The 15,278-nt window shown below is 46.9% G+C and carries 16 protein-coding genes; 9 read left to right on the plus strand and 7 right to left on the minus strand.

Features of this window, described 5'->3' with window-relative positions:
* Nucleotides 1-181 precede the first annotated feature (181 nt).
* On the plus strand, nucleotides 182-784 hold the full coding sequence (locus tag QT984_RS11990) for a Uma2 family endonuclease (RefSeq protein WP_333054458.1): 603 nt from the start codon (nucleotides 182-184) through the stop codon (nucleotides 782-784).
* 9 nt (nucleotides 785-793) lie between these two features.
* On the opposite strand, the gene QT984_RS11995 is transcribed toward QT984_RS11990, so the two are convergent.
* Together QT984_RS11995 and QT984_RS12000 are read right to left on the minus strand one after the other, a co-directional pair.
* Nucleotides 794-1,561, minus strand: a complete 768-nt coding sequence (locus QT984_RS11995) for a YebC/PmpR family DNA-binding transcriptional regulator (RefSeq protein WP_333054457.1) — start codon at nucleotides 1,559-1,561, stop codon at nucleotides 794-796.
* A gap of 148 nt (nucleotides 1,562-1,709) precedes the next feature.
* Complete coding sequence (locus QT984_RS12000) at nucleotides 1,710-2,348, minus strand: histidine phosphatase family protein (RefSeq protein ID WP_333054456.1); 639 nt, start codon at nucleotides 2,346-2,348, stop codon at nucleotides 1,710-1,712.
* A gap of 63 nt (nucleotides 2,349-2,411) precedes the next feature.
* Here QT984_RS12000 and QT984_RS12005 point away from each other — a divergent pair, with 63 nt between their 5' ends.
* The 4 genes from QT984_RS12005 (at nucleotide 2,412) to QT984_RS12020 (ending at nucleotide 4,203) form a co-directional block, all read left to right on the plus strand.
* Nucleotides 2,412-2,684, plus strand: coding sequence for a BrnT family toxin (locus QT984_RS12005; protein WP_333054455.1), 273 nt, complete (start codon nucleotides 2,412-2,414; stop codon nucleotides 2,682-2,684).
* Nucleotides 2,671-2,892 carry a hypothetical protein gene (locus QT984_RS12010; RefSeq protein ID WP_333054454.1) on the plus strand — a complete coding sequence of 74 codons (222 nt, stop codon included), beginning with the start codon at nucleotides 2,671-2,673 and terminating at the stop codon, nucleotides 2,890-2,892. Before QT984_RS12005 ends, QT984_RS12010 begins: the two co-directional genes overlap by 14 nt.
* Nucleotides 2,893-3,601: 709 nt before the next feature.
* Complete coding sequence (locus QT984_RS12015; RefSeq protein WP_242716968.1) at nucleotides 3,602-3,856, plus strand: hypothetical protein; 255 nt, start codon at nucleotides 3,602-3,604, stop codon at nucleotides 3,854-3,856.
* Nucleotides 3,856-4,203 (plus strand): type II toxin-antitoxin system RelE/ParE family toxin, encoded by a 348-nt coding sequence (locus tag QT984_RS12020; protein ID WP_333054453.1) that lies wholly within the window; start codon nucleotides 3,856-3,858, stop codon nucleotides 4,201-4,203. The genes QT984_RS12015 and QT984_RS12020 overlap by 1 nt, the downstream gene beginning before the upstream one ends.
* A 59-nt stretch (nucleotides 4,204-4,262) precedes the next feature.
* Here QT984_RS12020 and QT984_RS12025 read toward each other — a convergent pair whose 3' ends face one another.
* Complete coding sequence (locus tag QT984_RS12025) at nucleotides 4,263-4,952, minus strand: class I SAM-dependent methyltransferase (protein WP_333054452.1); 690 nt, start codon at nucleotides 4,950-4,952, stop codon at nucleotides 4,263-4,265.
* 333 nt (nucleotides 4,953-5,285) lie between these two features.
* Here QT984_RS12025 and QT984_RS12030 point away from each other — a divergent pair, with 333 nt between their 5' ends.
* Nucleotides 5,286-7,118: a polysaccharide biosynthesis/export family protein gene (locus QT984_RS12030; protein WP_333054451.1), complete on the plus strand. Its 1,833-nt coding sequence runs from the start codon at nucleotides 5,286-5,288 to the stop codon at nucleotides 7,116-7,118.
* 452 nt (nucleotides 7,119-7,570) lie between these two features.
* On the opposite strand, the gene larE is transcribed toward QT984_RS12030, so the two are convergent.
* From larE to fraC, 4 genes are all read right to left on the minus strand, one after another.
* Nucleotides 7,571-8,398: an ATP-dependent sacrificial sulfur transferase LarE gene (gene larE / locus QT984_RS12035; protein WP_333054449.1), complete on the minus strand. Its 828-nt coding sequence runs from the start codon at nucleotides 8,396-8,398 to the stop codon at nucleotides 7,571-7,573.
* 354 nt (nucleotides 8,399-8,752) lie between these two features.
* Nucleotides 8,753-9,526, minus strand: a complete 774-nt coding sequence (locus tag QT984_RS12040; RefSeq protein ID WP_333054448.1) for an ABC transporter permease — start codon at nucleotides 9,524-9,526, stop codon at nucleotides 8,753-8,755.
* A gap of 189 nt (nucleotides 9,527-9,715) precedes the next feature.
* Nucleotides 9,716-10,714: a DUF5357 family protein gene (locus QT984_RS12045; protein WP_333054447.1), complete on the minus strand. Its 999-nt coding sequence runs from the start codon at nucleotides 10,712-10,714 to the stop codon at nucleotides 9,716-9,718.
* Between the two features lie 5 nt (nucleotides 10,715-10,719).
* Nucleotides 10,720-11,238 (minus strand): filament integrity protein FraC, encoded by a 519-nt coding sequence (gene fraC, locus QT984_RS12050; protein WP_333054446.1) that lies wholly within the window; start codon nucleotides 11,236-11,238, stop codon nucleotides 10,720-10,722.
* Nucleotides 11,239-11,465: 227 nt separating this feature from the next.
* Here fraC and QT984_RS12055 point away from each other — a divergent pair, with 227 nt between their 5' ends.
* From QT984_RS12055 to QT984_RS12065, 3 genes are all read left to right on the plus strand, one after another.
* Entirely contained in the window at nucleotides 11,466-12,599 is a 1,134-nt protein-coding gene (locus QT984_RS12055; protein WP_333054445.1) for a cob(I)yrinic acid a,c-diamide adenosyltransferase, read from the plus strand.
* Nucleotides 12,600-12,879: 280 nt separating this feature from the next.
* Nucleotides 12,880-13,056, plus strand: coding sequence for a hypothetical protein (locus QT984_RS12060; RefSeq protein ID WP_333142473.1), 177 nt, complete (start codon nucleotides 12,880-12,882; stop codon nucleotides 13,054-13,056).
* A 6-nt stretch (nucleotides 13,057-13,062) separates the two neighbouring features.
* Entirely contained in the window at nucleotides 13,063-15,078 is a 2,016-nt protein-coding gene (locus QT984_RS12065) for a calcium-binding protein (RefSeq protein ID WP_333271291.1), read from the plus strand.
* Nucleotides 15,079-15,278: the final 200 nt, after the last annotated feature.

The raw sequence follows: 15,278 nt of genomic DNA on the forward strand, positions 1-15,278 counted from the left end.
TCTAAAAATGCTTCAATTCTAAAATCTAAAATCTAAAATCTAAAATCTAAAATCGATTAATCCAGCCCAAAAACGGATACAAGCCTCCGACTCCCCGATCGACTAAGACTTTCGAGCGCCAAGCTAAAATAGTGTAATATCAAGGTATTATATCACCCCTGCACCAAAAAAAGGAAAAACCATGACGACGCTGCTAATTCAAACCGAAAGCGTCCCACTGACGGTCAATTTCCCTGCGATCCAATCGATGACTGTTGAACAGTTTTATGAATTCTGTCTAGTTAATCGCGATTTGAGAATTGAACGTACAGCCAGTGGGGAAGTTATCATTATGTCACCAGCCTTTTCAGATACAGGGAACCGCAACTTCAAGATTGCCCTACAATTGGGGAACTGGGCAGAACAAGATGGCACAGGTGAAACGTTTGACTCCAGTGCAGGCTTTACCTTGCCGAATGGAGCAACCCGATCTCCCGATGCCTCATGGATTAAACTAGAGCGCTGGAATGCCTTAACTGAAGAACAAAAAGCCTCATTCGCACCGATTTGTCCAGACTTTGTGATTGAATTGCGGTCTGCTAGTGACACTCTCAAGGGATTGCAAAATAAGATGCAAGAATATATTGAGAACGGTGTATCGCTCGGCTTTTTGGTCGATCGCAAAAACAGAAAAGTCTATATTTACCGTCCCAATCGCGAACAGGAAATCTTAGATAATCCTGAAACAGTCAGCGCAGATCCAGAGTTACCGGGATTTGTCTTGCGGATGGCAAAAATCTGGTGATTTAGAGCATTAAACCATACTCAAAGACATCAATTCATCTGTCATTTCAAAATTCGCCGTCACACTTTGCACGTCGTCCAAATCTTCCAGTGCATCCATTAACTTCAAGAGCGATCGAGCTTTTTCAGGAGTGTCTATTTCCACTGTATTGCTCGGAATCCAGCGAGTTTCCGACTGCACAACAGCAAAAGTTTTTTGTTTCAAAACATCAGCCAACTGTTCCAAATTAGCCACACTTGTAAATACCTCTGCACCTTCAGTATCCTCATCAATTAATATCAAATCATAAGATTCCGCAGCCGCCTCTAGCGACGCTTCAAACAATTGTTCCTCATCAATCGGCCCGCGTACCGTACAAACTCCTTTGTTGTCAAACATCCAGCCCACACAACCAGTTTCGCCCAGGTTGCCGCCATTTTTAGTAAAAGCTTCTCGCAAGTCAGCCGCTGTGCGGTTGCGATTGTCTGTCAGCGCTTCAATCAGAATAGCAACTCCGCCAACGCCGTAACCTTCGTAGCGAATAGCTTCTAAATCCGAACTTCCCCCCGCCAAGCCAGCACCTTTGGCGATCGCCCTTTCTATGTTTTCATTAGGAATATCCGCCGCCTTGGCTTTTTCAATAGCCGTCCGCAGTTGAAAATTGCCAGCGGGATCGGGAACTCCGCTGCGGGCCGCGACAATAATTTCGCGAGATATTCTAGCAAAAACCTTGCCTTTAACGGCATCAACTCTCGCTTTTTGGCGTTTAATATTCGCCCACTTACTGTGTCCAGCCATATCGATTTAAGATTTTCGATTTAAAATGTGCGATCGAGATTAAACAATAACACCCAGATTCGGACTAATCAGATGAACGTAGGGTGCTCTTCTGCCGCGCACCTTACACACATAGCATAAAATGCGATTTTTGGCACGAATCTCAACTTTAATTAAACCGGATCGCGGTTTCAGAGTCAGTCAGGTGAGAAGTATCGCCATTAAGTGCGATCGACCATTCTCCCTCATCCCGCACCACTTTCACCAAACAGCACAAAGAAGCGTTAATTTCCGTTTCTGCACCCCCCGCCAGCCCGATCGCAGTGCCTAAAACCGACGCACCGTGACCTACTAATAACATATCTTCGGGAAAATCAGCCACGAGGCGTTTAGCCGTTTCCCCCGCCCTTTTGAAACAAGCTTCCACGGTTTCGGGATAATTAGCAATACCGCCTTTGTAGGAAGCATCAATCCTGGGAAAACGCCTGCACAAAGCTTCGACGGACTCTGTTTCCGGCATTTCTGTCATCCATTCAGGATTCAGCCATTCGCACAGTCCCCAATCTAGTTTAATTGACAAATCGAGAGCTTCTGCCGCGTGATTTGCTGTTTGGACAGTTCGCAGAAAAGGGGAAGCAAAAATATGAGAAATTCCTTCTCCTTTGAGGCGATTTGCGAGTTGTTTGGCTTGAACGTGACCGTCTTCGGAAAGGTGGGGATCGTAGCGGTGTTCTGCGGTGAGAAACCAGTCGGGGTTAACGAAGTCGATGCGGTTTCCGTGTCGTGCGATCCAGACTGTTTGTGGCATGAGTTGGTTTGAGTTTTGCTTCTAGGTGTAATATTATATCAAAGATGCTGATTTGGGCTCTTTATGAAATTCGAGTGGGATGAAAAGAAGGCAGCGGTAAATTTGTCCAAGCATGGGATCTCATTTGAGGAAGCCAGAACGGTTTTTGACGATCCCCTCTACGTCGATTTCTACGATCCGGATCACTCTGATGAAGAAGATCGCTATATTATTGTTGGAGAGTCCCAGCAAGGTAATTTATTGATAGTGTCGTATACAGAAAGAGCAGATTTTATTCGTTTGATTAGCGCCAGAAAAGTAACACGAGTGGAGCGAGAAGTTTATGAAGAAGGATGAAACAGGGATGGACGATGAGCTTCGGTCGGAATATGATTTGAGGAAGTTGCGTGTAAGAAGGGTAGGATCGGGACGAAAGACCTTTGGTGGTGTAAATATTCGTTTAGAACCGGATGTTGCAGAGATGTTTCCCGATTCTGAAGCAGTGAATGAAGCTCTGCGGTTTTTGATTAGAATTACTAAAGAAAACGTGGTATCTGAGAAATAAGCCCGCGAAATAAGCCCCCCGATCGATCCGTGGGGTCGCTTTAAAGTCTTTAATTAATTTTATCGCCACTGTGCCTTATATAGCCATTCTAAATCATTTGTGAACTTCTTACTCCCTCCCCTTAGTAAGGGGAGGGTTGGGGTGGGGTAAAAAATTACGACTCATGTAGGATTGCTATAGTATGTGCAACTATTTGACACTGCGCTAAAATTACATCAGTCACTCTCTATTGTCCAATGGCTCAATCTATAAGCTGTCGCGCATTTAAATTGTAGGTTCAGGGCGGGCGGGACGCCCACCCCACAATAGTTTGATTATTTTTTGACATCCAATTTAAATGCAGAACAGCTTAAAGCAACTCCACGCCCAAATTCAAGCCATGCCCAGCGATTCGGTTAAGGCGATCGTGCTTTCATGACTGAATCAGTCCAACGGTAATCTCAGCGACTTTGAACAATCGCAGAAATTGCCGAGGAAACGGAGGGATATCAGTGGGGCGAAATTGACACAGCAAAGGAGTTTCAAACCCTCAGTGAAGAAGAAACGATCGCCTTGAGTCTCGCAGCCTTCCAAGATTACCAGAAAAACAAGACGGGCCGCAGAGCTCGATCGGTTTCAGGAATGGGCAGATAGTTTAGGAAGCGATCGTTTTGGCTACCTATGCCAAAATAAAGTTAGAAAATAAAGTTAACCATTCATCATAACTTTTATGACTCTTACACTCACCTTACCCCCCCAAATCGAAGCACTGCTGCGCCAACGGGCGGAAAGTACAGGACAAGATATAACCAGCGTTACCCTAGCTGTTATCGCGTTCGGACTTAGCTTTGATGAAAGCGATTTCTTCGAGGCATTAGAAGGGATTCAACGCGGACTTGATGACTTCGATCGGGGTCAGTTTTCTACTCTGGAAGAGTTTGTCGATAGACAAAACCAGAAATACGGACTTTCTTTGGAAGCATAATGTATCGCATTGACTTTTCCAGTACAGCTCAATCTGAAGCTGATGCAGCGTTTCTGAACTTTTCCCAATTCACGACTCCCGAACGCGCTCAAGCATGGTATCAGGGTTTGATTAAAGCGATTTCCTCACTGAAAGAAATGCCGCGTCGTTGTGTTTTAGCCCGTGAAAACGCGTTTTTCAGCCAAGAGATTCGCCAGCTTCTGTATGGAAGTGGTAAAACCACGTATCGCATACTCTTCATTATTTTTGACGATCAACCCATACCAACGGTGAGGATTATCCACATTCGCCATGCAGTCCAGCGTGCGATTGGCGAACCCCAAGATGAGGCAGAACCTTATGCTTAGCTTATCTAATTTTTTGGAAATAAGCGATCGCAAATTGCCATGCCCTCCGCAGCCGCGAATTACATTCGCCCCCTAACTCGCAGCATCTTATTCCCGCCTTTTTGAAACTCATAAGGAGCCTCTTGAATTTCTACACTAAAACTTCTCTTTTTTAATTCGGTGATAATCGGATTTAAGTGATCGGATTCCTCCCCGCTAAAACTCTGCAATAGAGGGAATACCCGGACTTCCTTCGCAACCCGACACATTTCTGTAATTGCTTCCAAATGAAATTCTTCGGAAAGCAAGTGAGAATAAGCAAATAAGAAATGGCTGCACAAAGCTAAATCGAATTGACCGTTATCGAAAGGCAAAACTGGCAGCTCAGCATTCAGGTAGCGGCCTTGCTCTAAGCCAGATGGAAAATCTTCTAAAAATTCCTGCATCGCCTTCATTCGCACTTCTCCTAGCTGGTAGGGCGATTCAAAATTGTTCCACAGGTAGCCGTCTACATTGGCTTTGACAGCATCAATCACAGTTTGATATGTTTCTTGGATGCGATCGCCAATTTCCACCGCAGTAAACTGATAAACTGGATCGCAAGAAATTACCTTTTTACCTTGGCGAGTCATTTCGGCATTGAAACTCGCTGGGCCGCCAGCACAATCAAGAATTGCTAGCTTGAGGTCACTTGATGTCAAGCTAAACATTCCTATGTATTCATCCAAGCAGCGTCCCCAGGGAATTACTTTATCCAATTTTAGTGACACTTGTCTTTGTCCTGCAGAGAGAATTATTTAACATTTTACCTCAAATCAGGGCGGTTTTTTTCTATCTCCTTTCTGCGGCGGGTTGATTTGTATGCGGACTTATGTATGAAGAATTTTGCTCAAACGAGATATTAATCCTGACAACAGTTGGCGGGCTTTACACTTTCTTTACAAACAAGGGGCAAAATAGTTAAGTGCGATCGCACAATTTTTATGCTTGTACCTGTGGATTTTGCCGCAAAGCGAGGCTACACTGGACAGCAGGGAAAATAAACTACAATCCACTAGCTAAATTGCTCTTGTTCAATGGCAGGCCGCAACCAGGGAAGAAAGATGAAATATACCGTTCAAACCGCTACAAGTCTGAGTTTGTCAGCACTCCTGGTGCTATTGAGTTCGCCGCCCAGTAGAGCTCAGTTGCCTGCCGTCAGAAATCCTGTGCCCGCTAGGAACCAAAACCAACCGAGAGTACCGCCGCCACCTCCGGGTTCGCTGACACAAGAAGCAGCTTATACTTTAGGATCGGGCGATCGCATTGCTTTAGAGATATTCGGCGTCCCTGAATTCAGCAGAGAATATCAAGTGCTAGTTGACGGGACGCTCAATTTGCCAATCATTCGTAGCGTCTCAATTCAAGGGTTGACGCTGCAACAAGCCGCTAATGTGATTACCCAGCGATACGAACCCTTCATCAATGTTCCCGTTGTTACCGTGACTCTGGTAGTCGCTCGCCCCCTAAATATAGGTCTTGCCGGTGAAGTTACTCGCCCGGGTTCATACAAGATTAATCCCACTAGAGAAGGAGGAGGAGTAAAATTCCCGACTTTGATGGAAATGCTGCAACTTGCACAAGGGGTGACATCAGCAGGAGATATGCGAAATGTCCAAATTCGTCGTCCCCGCAGAGGCGGGCCGGAGCAAGTTACTACTGTTGATTTGCAGGATTTTTTAGAGACGGGAAATTTGCGTCAAGATGTTACCATTCGAGATGGAGATACAATTTTTATACCGACAGCAAGTGCCCTCAATACTCAAGAAGTTCGTCAAAGAGCCAGTGCTAATTTTTCCGCTGATATTACTAAACCAATTGGGGTAGTAATTGTCGGGGAAGTAAACCGGCCGGGGCCTTATACTGTATTTGCTTCGGATGTGCGATCGAGCAACCAACAAACAGAGTTGAGTTTTGTATCTATCGACCAACAGCAAGGAGCAGTTGTGGGCTTACCAACAATAACTAGAGCACTGAAAATTGCTGGTGGTATCACTACAGAAGCTGACATTCGCCGCGTACAAATCCGCCGCCGAGTCAGAGGTGGCAACGAACAAACTATCATGGTAAATCTGTGGGATTTACTGCAAAAAGGCGACGCAACTCAAGATATTTTGCTGCAAGAAGGAGATAGCGTAATTATCCCGACAGCGGCTACGGTAGACTTAGCTGAAGTTTCTCAAGTTGCAAATAGCAGTTTTTCTCCGAACGCGATTAGCATCAATATTGTAGGAGAAGTAATTAGGCCTGGGGCTTTGCAGGTGCGACCTAGTACATCCCTGCACCAAGCTTTGCTCACCGCAGGCAGTTTCAATCAATTGCGGGCTAAAAAAGACAAGGTAGAACTATTGCGATTGAATCCCAACGGTACTGTTTCTCGCCGCACGATAGAGGTGGATTTTGCTCAAGGATTGAATCCTAATAATAACCCCACTCTCCGCAACAACGATGTGATTCTGGTAGCGCGATCGGGCTATGCTAGGGTAGCAGACAATATCAACACTTTCTTGCAGCCAATAACAGGAGTAGCAACAGGTATCGGCGCTGTTAGCAGCGTTTTTACTGGGTTTCAAGCAACTATCAACGCTTTTCAAAACTTATTTTTGGGAGGGGATTTCGAGCGACGAAATCAGCTCAGAGAGCTTCGCGAACAACGTCAAGACAGACAAGAGCAACGTGAAGACAGACTGCTAGAAAGAGAGCTACAACGTGAAGATAGATTGCAGCAAGCAGAAGACAGAAGACTGCAACTTGAAGACAGACGCTTGCAACTCGAAGACAGACAGCGGCAAATAGATCTTGAGAATCGGCAAATCGAGATCCAGGAGCAGCAACTTCAGCTCCAAAATCAGCAGCAGCAAATGCAGCCACAGCAAATTCAGCCAACTACTCCTTGATCGGACTCGGGCGTTGATAGTTAGCCACCATTTTTATGAAGAGGTGGTTGAAACCGCTGCATAGAGTCAAACTTTCGTCCGAGCAAAGGCAGGGCTGTTTCATTATCCGTAGGGGCCGTGCCAAGAGTGCCGGCCCTCTAGGCGTTGCTGATTTACGGTATGAAACGTTAAATAGGCCCGTCAGAGAAACCAGTATCCACAAAGCGGGTGGATTTTAAAGTGATTTTTTTTTCATACCCTGATTAAGTAACGCCACCTTGAGATTGCTTCACTGAGTTCGCTGGGCAACAGAAATACCTTACTTTTGCGTAAGTCCTGTAATCCTAACAATTCGATCCTTGAAACGTATAAGTTGCTACATCAAAGATAAAGGTTCGATTGACATTGTTCCCCTTTGTCCATGTCCCAAACTACATCAATCATGAAAAAATTTTTGTATTCGGGAAAATTAATCAACCTTTCGTTTCCAACAACTGCGGCTGCAAAACCTGATTTAATTTGCCGCTGCGAAACCCCTCCAAATCCAAAGTAGCGTAAACAAAACCAAACTCTTGAAATACCGCCACCAATGCAGGCAAATCCGTGTTTACCACAAACTCCTGAATCTCCTCTGCAGGTAACTCAATGCGTGCCGTATCTCCGTCCGATCGCACTCGCAGATTTTTCAGTCCCAACTGCCGCAAATACCGTTCGGCGCGCCCCACTCTTTGCAACTTTCCAACGGTGATTTCTTCGCCGTAAGGAAAGCGCGAACTGAGACAAGGTTGAGCCGGTTTGTCCCACCAAGGCAAACCCAATTCTTTTGCCAATTGCCGCACCTCAAATTTAGTGATTCCTACTTCGGCTAAAGGCGATCGCGCGCCGCGTTCCTTTGCCGCCTGAATTCCGGGACGGTAATCCTTTAAATCGTCACCATTAACCCCATCCACCACATAAGGATAACCCTTTGCTAGTGCTAGGGGTTTCAAAGTATCGTGCAGTTCGCTTTTGCAGAAATAGCAGCGGTTAACCGGGTTAGAAGTGTAATTTGGATTTGCCATTTCCTGAGTTTGTACTTCCTCGTGGGCAATACCAATTTCTGCTGCTTGAATCCGCGCATCTTCTAAATCTTCGGGCAGTAGAGAGGGGGAAACTGCCGTCACTGCCAAAGCGCGATCGCCCAACACATCAAAAGCGATTTTTGCTACCAAAGTGCTGTCAATTCCGCCGGAGTAGGCAATCAAAGCCCGTTCCATTTGTGCGAAAATATCTTTTAATTGTTCGAGTTTTTCTACTAACATAATTTCATTTTTTCTTACTGCTAAGCTATCGCAATCTAATTTACAGGGGGATGTCTCTTCAACATCTTTAGGGCTTACGCACTATTGTTTAGAAACGAGGTTTTTTTTACGAAAAGACGCGTTGTAGACCGCAGATTCGGTAACAAACCCGGTTTCTGGACCCCGATGCGTAAGTCCCTATCTTGTGGGGAGGGCAGAAAAGTCCGCCCAAAGGTACTATTTAAATACAGAATAGCTTATTCGGGATCAATTAAAAGTTTGAGTTTTAGTTGAGATTTCTGAGCGATCGCCTCCTTTATATTTTAGCGTGATAATTTGATATAGTCACACTTTTGAAAGTAGCGAAGGCGCGTTTTAAAATTCCCTACGGGAAAATATGGCGATCGCAATTGACAGCAGCAGCACCACATACAGCAAACCGTAGCCAGCATCTGTAATCAAACCTGCCAAGTAAGGAACTTGTCCGTAAACAGCATCATTTCTCAAATTGAATCTGGCTAAATCCGGCAAAACCAGATATAGTCCCATCATCAATTGTTCTAGGCCAGGATTTTTAGTTAACTTGCCCAAAGCCACTAAATCCCGCGTCGAATGTCCCATCAAATAAACGCCAAATGTCAGTAAAGTTGCCAACAGCGAACTGCTGAACACCCCAAATAAAATCCCTACACCAGCCATGAGACAAAGCTCAAACCAGATAAACAGCGAAGCGATTAAAATGCTTCCCAAAGGGAAAGGAATGCTACTCAAACTCAGAATAGCCAGATAGATAACAGTCATTGCCGCTACAAGCACCGCCAGCACCGCCGACAGTCCTAAGTGCTTGCCCACAATTAACTCAGCCCGACTTATCGGCTTAGCAACTAACAGATAAACAGTGCGCTTTTCAATTTCTTTGTTGACCAGTCCGGTAGCCACAAACACTGTGGCAATTAAACCGAGAATGCTCATAGCACCCAAACCGATATCTAAGATAATTTTCTTTTCGGTTGTCGCCGCCAATTCCGGTATCAACCGTACCGAGGCGCCCATCAACAGAGCAAAAATAATAATTAAGTAAAGGATGCGATCGCGAATTACTTCCCAAAATACATTGGTCGCGACTGTCAAGATTCTTCTCAAATTCATCTAGTTATTAACCCGCTGGAAACTTTCGCCATACTTTAGTGCAAGGAAGAAGGAAGAAGGAAGAGGGAAGAAGGAAGAAGGAAGAGGGAAGAAAGAGGATTTTTTCCATCTCAGACTCTCAGACTCTCCCACTTTCAGACTCTCCCACTCTCCCGCTATACCCATCGCAATTAGTTAACAGAGACAGAATCAAACTTGAGTGTCCCCCGGCGTTCCATCTTTTTTCTGTCCGGGTTGAGAGCGTTTGATGGCATCGCAGGTTACAGTCGCCCTATTGGCTATCTGGAACACCTCGCAAGATTTGGTAAACGAATATATTTCCGGTCTAAAAACCACTCCCAGCCAAGTTGCCTGCATATCTAACTGATAGCGAGACTCTCCTTGGACGATCGAAGTTTTGACATCCCACCTCCCATCTTCTGCGACTACCCCAGTTGTTTGTAAGGCTTGATTCCGCAGAAAAAATCGCTCATTGTCAATATCTATTAACATTTGCTCTACCTGCGCCCACGGTTTTGTGCGGGCTTCATTTCGCAGGTATCGCTCCATTTCATTGAGGATGACAACTCCTCGGGAGCGATTAATAGTTGGCTGTTGAAATGTCACCACATAATCGCTTTGCCTTAAATCCTGAGATAAAACACTCGGATACTGTTCTATCCAACCTTGAATTAAAAAGTGAAAAGCAAACCAACAGGAAAACAGCAGGTGAACGAGAGTAATCATCAAAAACTGAGGGCGCACCAACGACCTGATACCTTCCCGTTTTGACTCGCTATTCCAAATCTCTATTGTAGCAAGAACTGCTACTGCTATAAGTGGGCCGGATATCCATGCTATTTCCTTCCTATCCGACGGTAATCTTATCAGTAACCACAAGCCAATTAAGATGCTTGTCACCCACGGACTCAGACTTACTCCTTTAATCACAAAAGGTTGCTGGCTGGTCAGCAAACCCATTGAAAGTGTAAATAATAACCAGCTCATATCAAAAAGCAGAGTTCTCGTCCGCCAGTCAGTTACGGCTGCCACTGTCAGCAAAGCTAAAAAGATGCTGAGTAGTAAAGGAGTCTTCCAGTGAACAACTTTAGGCGGAATCATCGCCTTTTGGATTTTTTTATTGGTTTCCCAAAGGTTGTTCGTCAGCTTAGTTAGCTGCTGAGTGACATCTAAAAATTGCTTCATCATAAATTTCAATACACGCTTTGCAAAAACAACACGGTTAAAATAACGAGATTGCTAACAGTGTGGGCGATTAAAATTCCCCCAAACTGGGTAGTTACTTGAAAAGTTTTTTTGGGAGGACGGCGGGTGAGGGTTGGTGGTCCTAAAAACTGAGGTGTGGAAGCTTTTTTATTGCCGGAAACCATGTTTTCTATGAATTCTAATCCCTGCCATTTAGCTAGAAAGGTTACTGCTAATACTGACAGTGCTATCATAGTTATTGGAGCGTAAACATTATCCCCACGTCCTAATAAAATATAACCGATAAGCTGTTCCCGCAATTCTTTGCTAAGAACGCTTTCAATGCCGAAGAAAACTAACCAGCCTACGCAAGTGCAAGATAGATTGAGGATGGCTGTATATTCAATGCTGGTTTTGGGGCCGAGTTTAAGTAGTTTTTGCAAAAACCACGATTCGATCGCGATCGCCAAAAACATAATTAAAATTTGCACCAAAACAGTCCGAAATGGGAAAACACTCGCAATCATAAGCCTTTAGGTATATCAGTCCGTGTTAAATTTTAATTGTACAGCACAAGCGGAAGAATCTTAACCGGAGGTTTGAGCACCTGATTCCGTTAGATCGCTGCTTAAAAGATTGGGAGTTAGAAGTTATCGTATAATCTGTTGAGATCCGCCAACAGAATGGAAAAATTAAACATTCAAGGCGCGCGATCGAATACCCACCCCGATACAGACTCAAACAACTGCTGATTATGGTAAGGAATGGCATTGGTATTCGGACAGCCTCATCCCGCTCGGAACGCGCCGCGGGTCAGATTCACGTCTACGACGGCGCTGGTAAAGGCAAGTCTCAGGCAGCTTTGGGAGTAGTGTTGCGCTCGATCGGGCTGGGTATCAATTCTGACTCGCCCACACGAGTCTTATTGCTGCGCTTTCTCAAAGGCCCCGGCCGCTCCTACGACGAAGACGGGGCAATAGAAGCCTTGCAACGGGCATTTCCGCACTTGATCGACCAAGTGCGAACCGGCAGAGCCGAATATTTTGGGGCCGAAGCAATCACCCGCTTCGATCGGGCCGAAGCTCAGCGAGGCTGGGATATCGCCAAAGGAGCGATCGCAAGCTCGCTCTATTCCGTGGTGGTACTAGACGAACTAAACCCCGTATTGGACTTGGGTTTGCTGCCAGTTGACGAAGTAGTCCAAACCCTCAAAAACAAACCAGAATATTTAGAAGTCATCGCCACAGGCCGAGCGGCCCCCGAAGCTTTGCTGGAGATTGCCGACTTACACTCAGAAATGAAGCCCCACTATAACCCCGCAGCGGCAGACCATCATATTTCCGGTATCGAAATATACACCGGAGCGGGGAAAGGCAAGTCTACGAGCGCTTTGGGAAAAGCTTTGCAGGCAATAGGTAGGGGTATCAGTCAAGACCAATCTCACCGGGTGTTAATCGTGCAATGGCTCAAAGGTGGCACCGGTTATACAGAAGATGCGGCGATCGCAGCCTTGCGACAAAGCTACCCCCAGCTAGTAGATCACCAGCGGTGCGGCCGAGATGCTATAGTTTGGCGGGGGCAACAGCAAGAGCTAGACTGCATAGAAGCAGAACGCGGCTGGGAAATCGCCAAATGTGCGATCGCCAGCGGTTGGTACAAAACGATTATTCTCGACGAACTCAATCCCACAGTAGACTTAGAACTGCTGCCGGTAGAGCCGATCGTCGAAGCCCTGCTACGCAAGCCGCGGGATACAGAAATTATTATCACCGGGCGCTGCCACAAACCCCACGCTTACTTTGACTTGGCAAGCGTACACTCCGAGGTATACTGTCACAAACACTACGGCGATCGGGGCGTAGAACTAAAGCGGGGCGTAGACTTTTAAAGCCCGGAGCGGTACCGAGTTCAATCCGGGCCAGAATTATTAAATGAGGGCCCTGCCTGGAAAACCGGAAATTGCCACAAAGCCTTGTTACCAAGTAACAAATCTCCCAATTTTCCTTGTCTTCGGGATCACCCAGATCAGCCTTTTTTAATCTTTAATTTCCTCCCCCGGACGCGATCCCCGACCGCCAATCCAGAATGGAACATTAAGAATATGAGCCGCGTCTTGTAGAGCGTGAGCACCTGAGACAGTGCACCAGGATTATTAAAGGGTGAAGACATTGAATATAAAAGCTTACAAGCAAAAAATCCGCGAGGGAGAAAGTCTAGACAGGGTTAACGCCAGTAGGCTAGACTTGCGGCTGGCAAACAGGTTAAACTACAGCGGAATCCAAACATTCGGTGTTCTAGGCAGTGTCTGTAGTCGCACCAGCGATGACCAACAAGTAGAGGAGTGAAGCTTTATGACAACGTTAAATGACGATTCTAATCAACTAGATTTAAACCTTCCGGGACTGGGCCCGGATACAATCTTCGCCGCAGGCGGGGCGGATTTCGTTAGAACTTCCACCCTGGGCGGCAGCTTAATATTTGGCCAAGGCGATAACGATACTCTGATTTCAGTTGGCCCGAACGATACACTGTACGGCGGCGACGACGAAGACTCAATCAGATCCCAGCGCACTCCGGCTTTGCTGTTAGGCGACCGAGGTAATGACACCATAGTCGCTGAAGCCCGCGCTACCCTGTACGGCGGCGAGGGAGAAGACTTCGTCCAAGGTACTGTCGAAGCTAACCTCATGTTTGGTAATGAGGGCGCAGATACGATGCTGGGAGGGGCGCAGAGAGGAGATTCCCTCTATGGCGGTAAGGACAATGACGCGATCGGCTTCTTCATCGCAGGCGGTGGCAACAACCTCTCTTTAGAGGGTGGCTTGGCTATTGGCTTCGCTGGCAATGAAGGCAGCAACTTCTTGCGGGGTGATTTGGGCGACGACTTAGTTGTAGGTATCAATGTAAGAGACAGTCTTTATGGCGGTAAAGGCAACGACACGCTACGTGGTGTGGCCAGCAACAGCTACCTGTCGGGCGATGATGACAACGACACCTTAGTCATTACCAACAGTACGCAAAGCAGCCCCTTTACTACCGACGTCATCACGATCGGCATTGAGAGAACCACCTTGATTGGCGGTGGCGGCGACGATTCTCTCAACGGCGCGATCGGCGACTTTGGCGGCGGCAGAAACTTCTTTGACGGCGGCGAAGGCAACGACACGATCAACGTTTTTGCCTTTTCTGATACCGCGTTGGGAGGTGAAGGCGACGACTTCATCCGGTCGGCGTCGGTGCCGGATGTAATTTCGAGCGTAGGCGCGCGGAGTTCATTTCCAGGTTTCGCGGGTCGCAACTTGCTCGACGGCGGAGTAGGCAATGACACGATCGTTGCAGCTTTTGCGACGGATACAATGATCGGCGGTGAAGGCAACGACAGCCTCAGCGGAACCTTTACTAATGCAGCCGGTGGAGATGGCAACGATACTATCAATGCTAGCAATGCCATTTTTGCTGGTACTGGTACTGCTTTGATTACTCTCGAAGGCGGGCTGGGCAACGATCTGTTAATTGGCTACACCAATCCTACTACTGGCAGCAGCTTCACCGTCACCAACCTCATGAACGGTGGCGTGGGAAGTGACACCATCATCTTTGGCAGCCAGTTCGATCGCCTGATTGGCAACTTGGAGGGTAACGACTTCATCTCCTACGCTAGCACCGTCACCTTTAGCGGCACAGTCGCCAGCTTGATTACCGATACCTTAGGCAGCAACTTCATTATTGGTGGCAACGGCACTGATGTGATCACTACTGGTAACGGGGATGACATCCTGTTCGGCGACTCATCCAATGCTACCGACGCCGCTGGAGGAGCCGGGGACGATACCTTAAATTCCGGTGCCGGAAACGACACCTTGCTGGGCGGCTTTGGTAACGACTATTTGATCGGAGGCGACGGTAACGACTCTCTCGGCGGCGGGCCTGGTGCTGACACCCTGATTGGCGGATTGGGTAATGACAGCTTCTACTACAACAACTTCGGCGAGGGTGTCACCATCGGCGCTGACGGCACATTTGGTACTAACCCAGACCAAATCGGCGATTTTACAGTCGGCCAAGACAAGTTTATCTTCCAAATCAATGGCTCCAACGGCTTCCCCAACTTGAGGGTAGTGCCAAATACGAATCGACTTTCTTCGCAGGCGTTCTTGGCGCTTGAGAGTGGGGCGTACGAGAGCAAGTTTGCTCCAGCCGGGGCGGGCCCGACAGAGCCGTTCGTCTTCTATGAAGGTGCAAACGGAACCCAAGGCGGACGACTAGGATATGACCCTGACGGTATTGCTGGTCCTAACCCAGGCGTTACGCTGGCAAATCTGAATGGCAGACCGGGCATTACGGCTGCTGACATTATCCTGATTTAATTTGGGTAAAAGTGGGTGGGGTCGATTCTAAAACATCGCCCTATCAACTCTCAAAACTAATTGTGCTATGTTTCGAGCTGGGGATATCCATCCCTGGCTTTTTTATTGGCATTGGGAATTGGGCCGAAAAGTAGAATCTGTAGGGGCGGGTTCACCCATAAATTTTGCCACCCATCAATAATCTCGATAAACCCGCCCCC

Origin of the sequence: Microcoleus sp. Z1_B2, assembly GCF_036700325.1 — a bacterium.
Classification (GTDB): domain Bacteria; phylum Cyanobacteriota; class Cyanobacteriia; order Cyanobacteriales; family Microcoleaceae; genus Microcoleus.

Bases quoted from the DNA above. Each gene is read 5' to 3' on its own strand.
- QT984_RS12065 (WP_333271291.1), top strand. From the start codon at position 13,063: ATGACAACGTTAAATGACGATTCTAATCAACTAGATTTAAACCTTCCG.
- QT984_RS11995 (WP_333054457.1), bottom strand. From the start codon at position 1,561: ATGGCTGGACACAGTAAGTGGGCGAATATTAAACGCCAAAAAGCGAGA.
- QT984_RS12005 (WP_333054455.1), top strand. From the start codon at position 2,412: ATGAAATTCGAGTGGGATGAAAAGAAGGCAGCGGTAAATTTGTCCAAG.
- QT984_RS11990 (WP_333054458.1), top strand. From the start codon at position 182: ATGACGACGCTGCTAATTCAAACCGAAAGCGTCCCACTGACGGTCAAT.
- QT984_RS12040 (WP_333054448.1), bottom strand. From the start codon at position 9,526: ATGAATTTGAGAAGAATCTTGACAGTCGCGACCAATGTATTTTGGGAA.
- QT984_RS12010 (WP_333054454.1), top strand. From the start codon at position 2,671: ATGAAGAAGGATGAAACAGGGATGGACGATGAGCTTCGGTCGGAATAT.
- fraC (WP_333054446.1), bottom strand. From the start codon at position 11,238: ATGATTGCGAGTGTTTTCCCATTTCGGACTGTTTTGGTGCAAATTTTA.
- QT984_RS12015 (WP_242716968.1), top strand. From the start codon at position 3,602: ATGACTCTTACACTCACCTTACCCCCCCAAATCGAAGCACTGCTGCGC.
- larE (WP_333054449.1), bottom strand. From the start codon at position 8,398: ATGTTAGTAGAAAAACTCGAACAATTAAAAGATATTTTCGCACAAATG.
- QT984_RS12020 (WP_333054453.1), top strand. From the start codon at position 3,856: ATGTATCGCATTGACTTTTCCAGTACAGCTCAATCTGAAGCTGATGCA.
- QT984_RS12055 (WP_333054445.1), top strand. From the start codon at position 11,466: ATGGTAAGGAATGGCATTGGTATTCGGACAGCCTCATCCCGCTCGGAA.
- QT984_RS12000 (WP_333054456.1), bottom strand. From the start codon at position 2,348: ATGCCACAAACAGTCTGGATCGCACGACACGGAAACCGCATCGACTTC.
- QT984_RS12045 (WP_333054447.1), bottom strand. From the start codon at position 10,714: ATGATGAAGCAATTTTTAGATGTCACTCAGCAGCTAACTAAGCTGACG.
- QT984_RS12030 (WP_333054451.1), top strand. From the start codon at position 5,286: ATGAAATATACCGTTCAAACCGCTACAAGTCTGAGTTTGTCAGCACTC.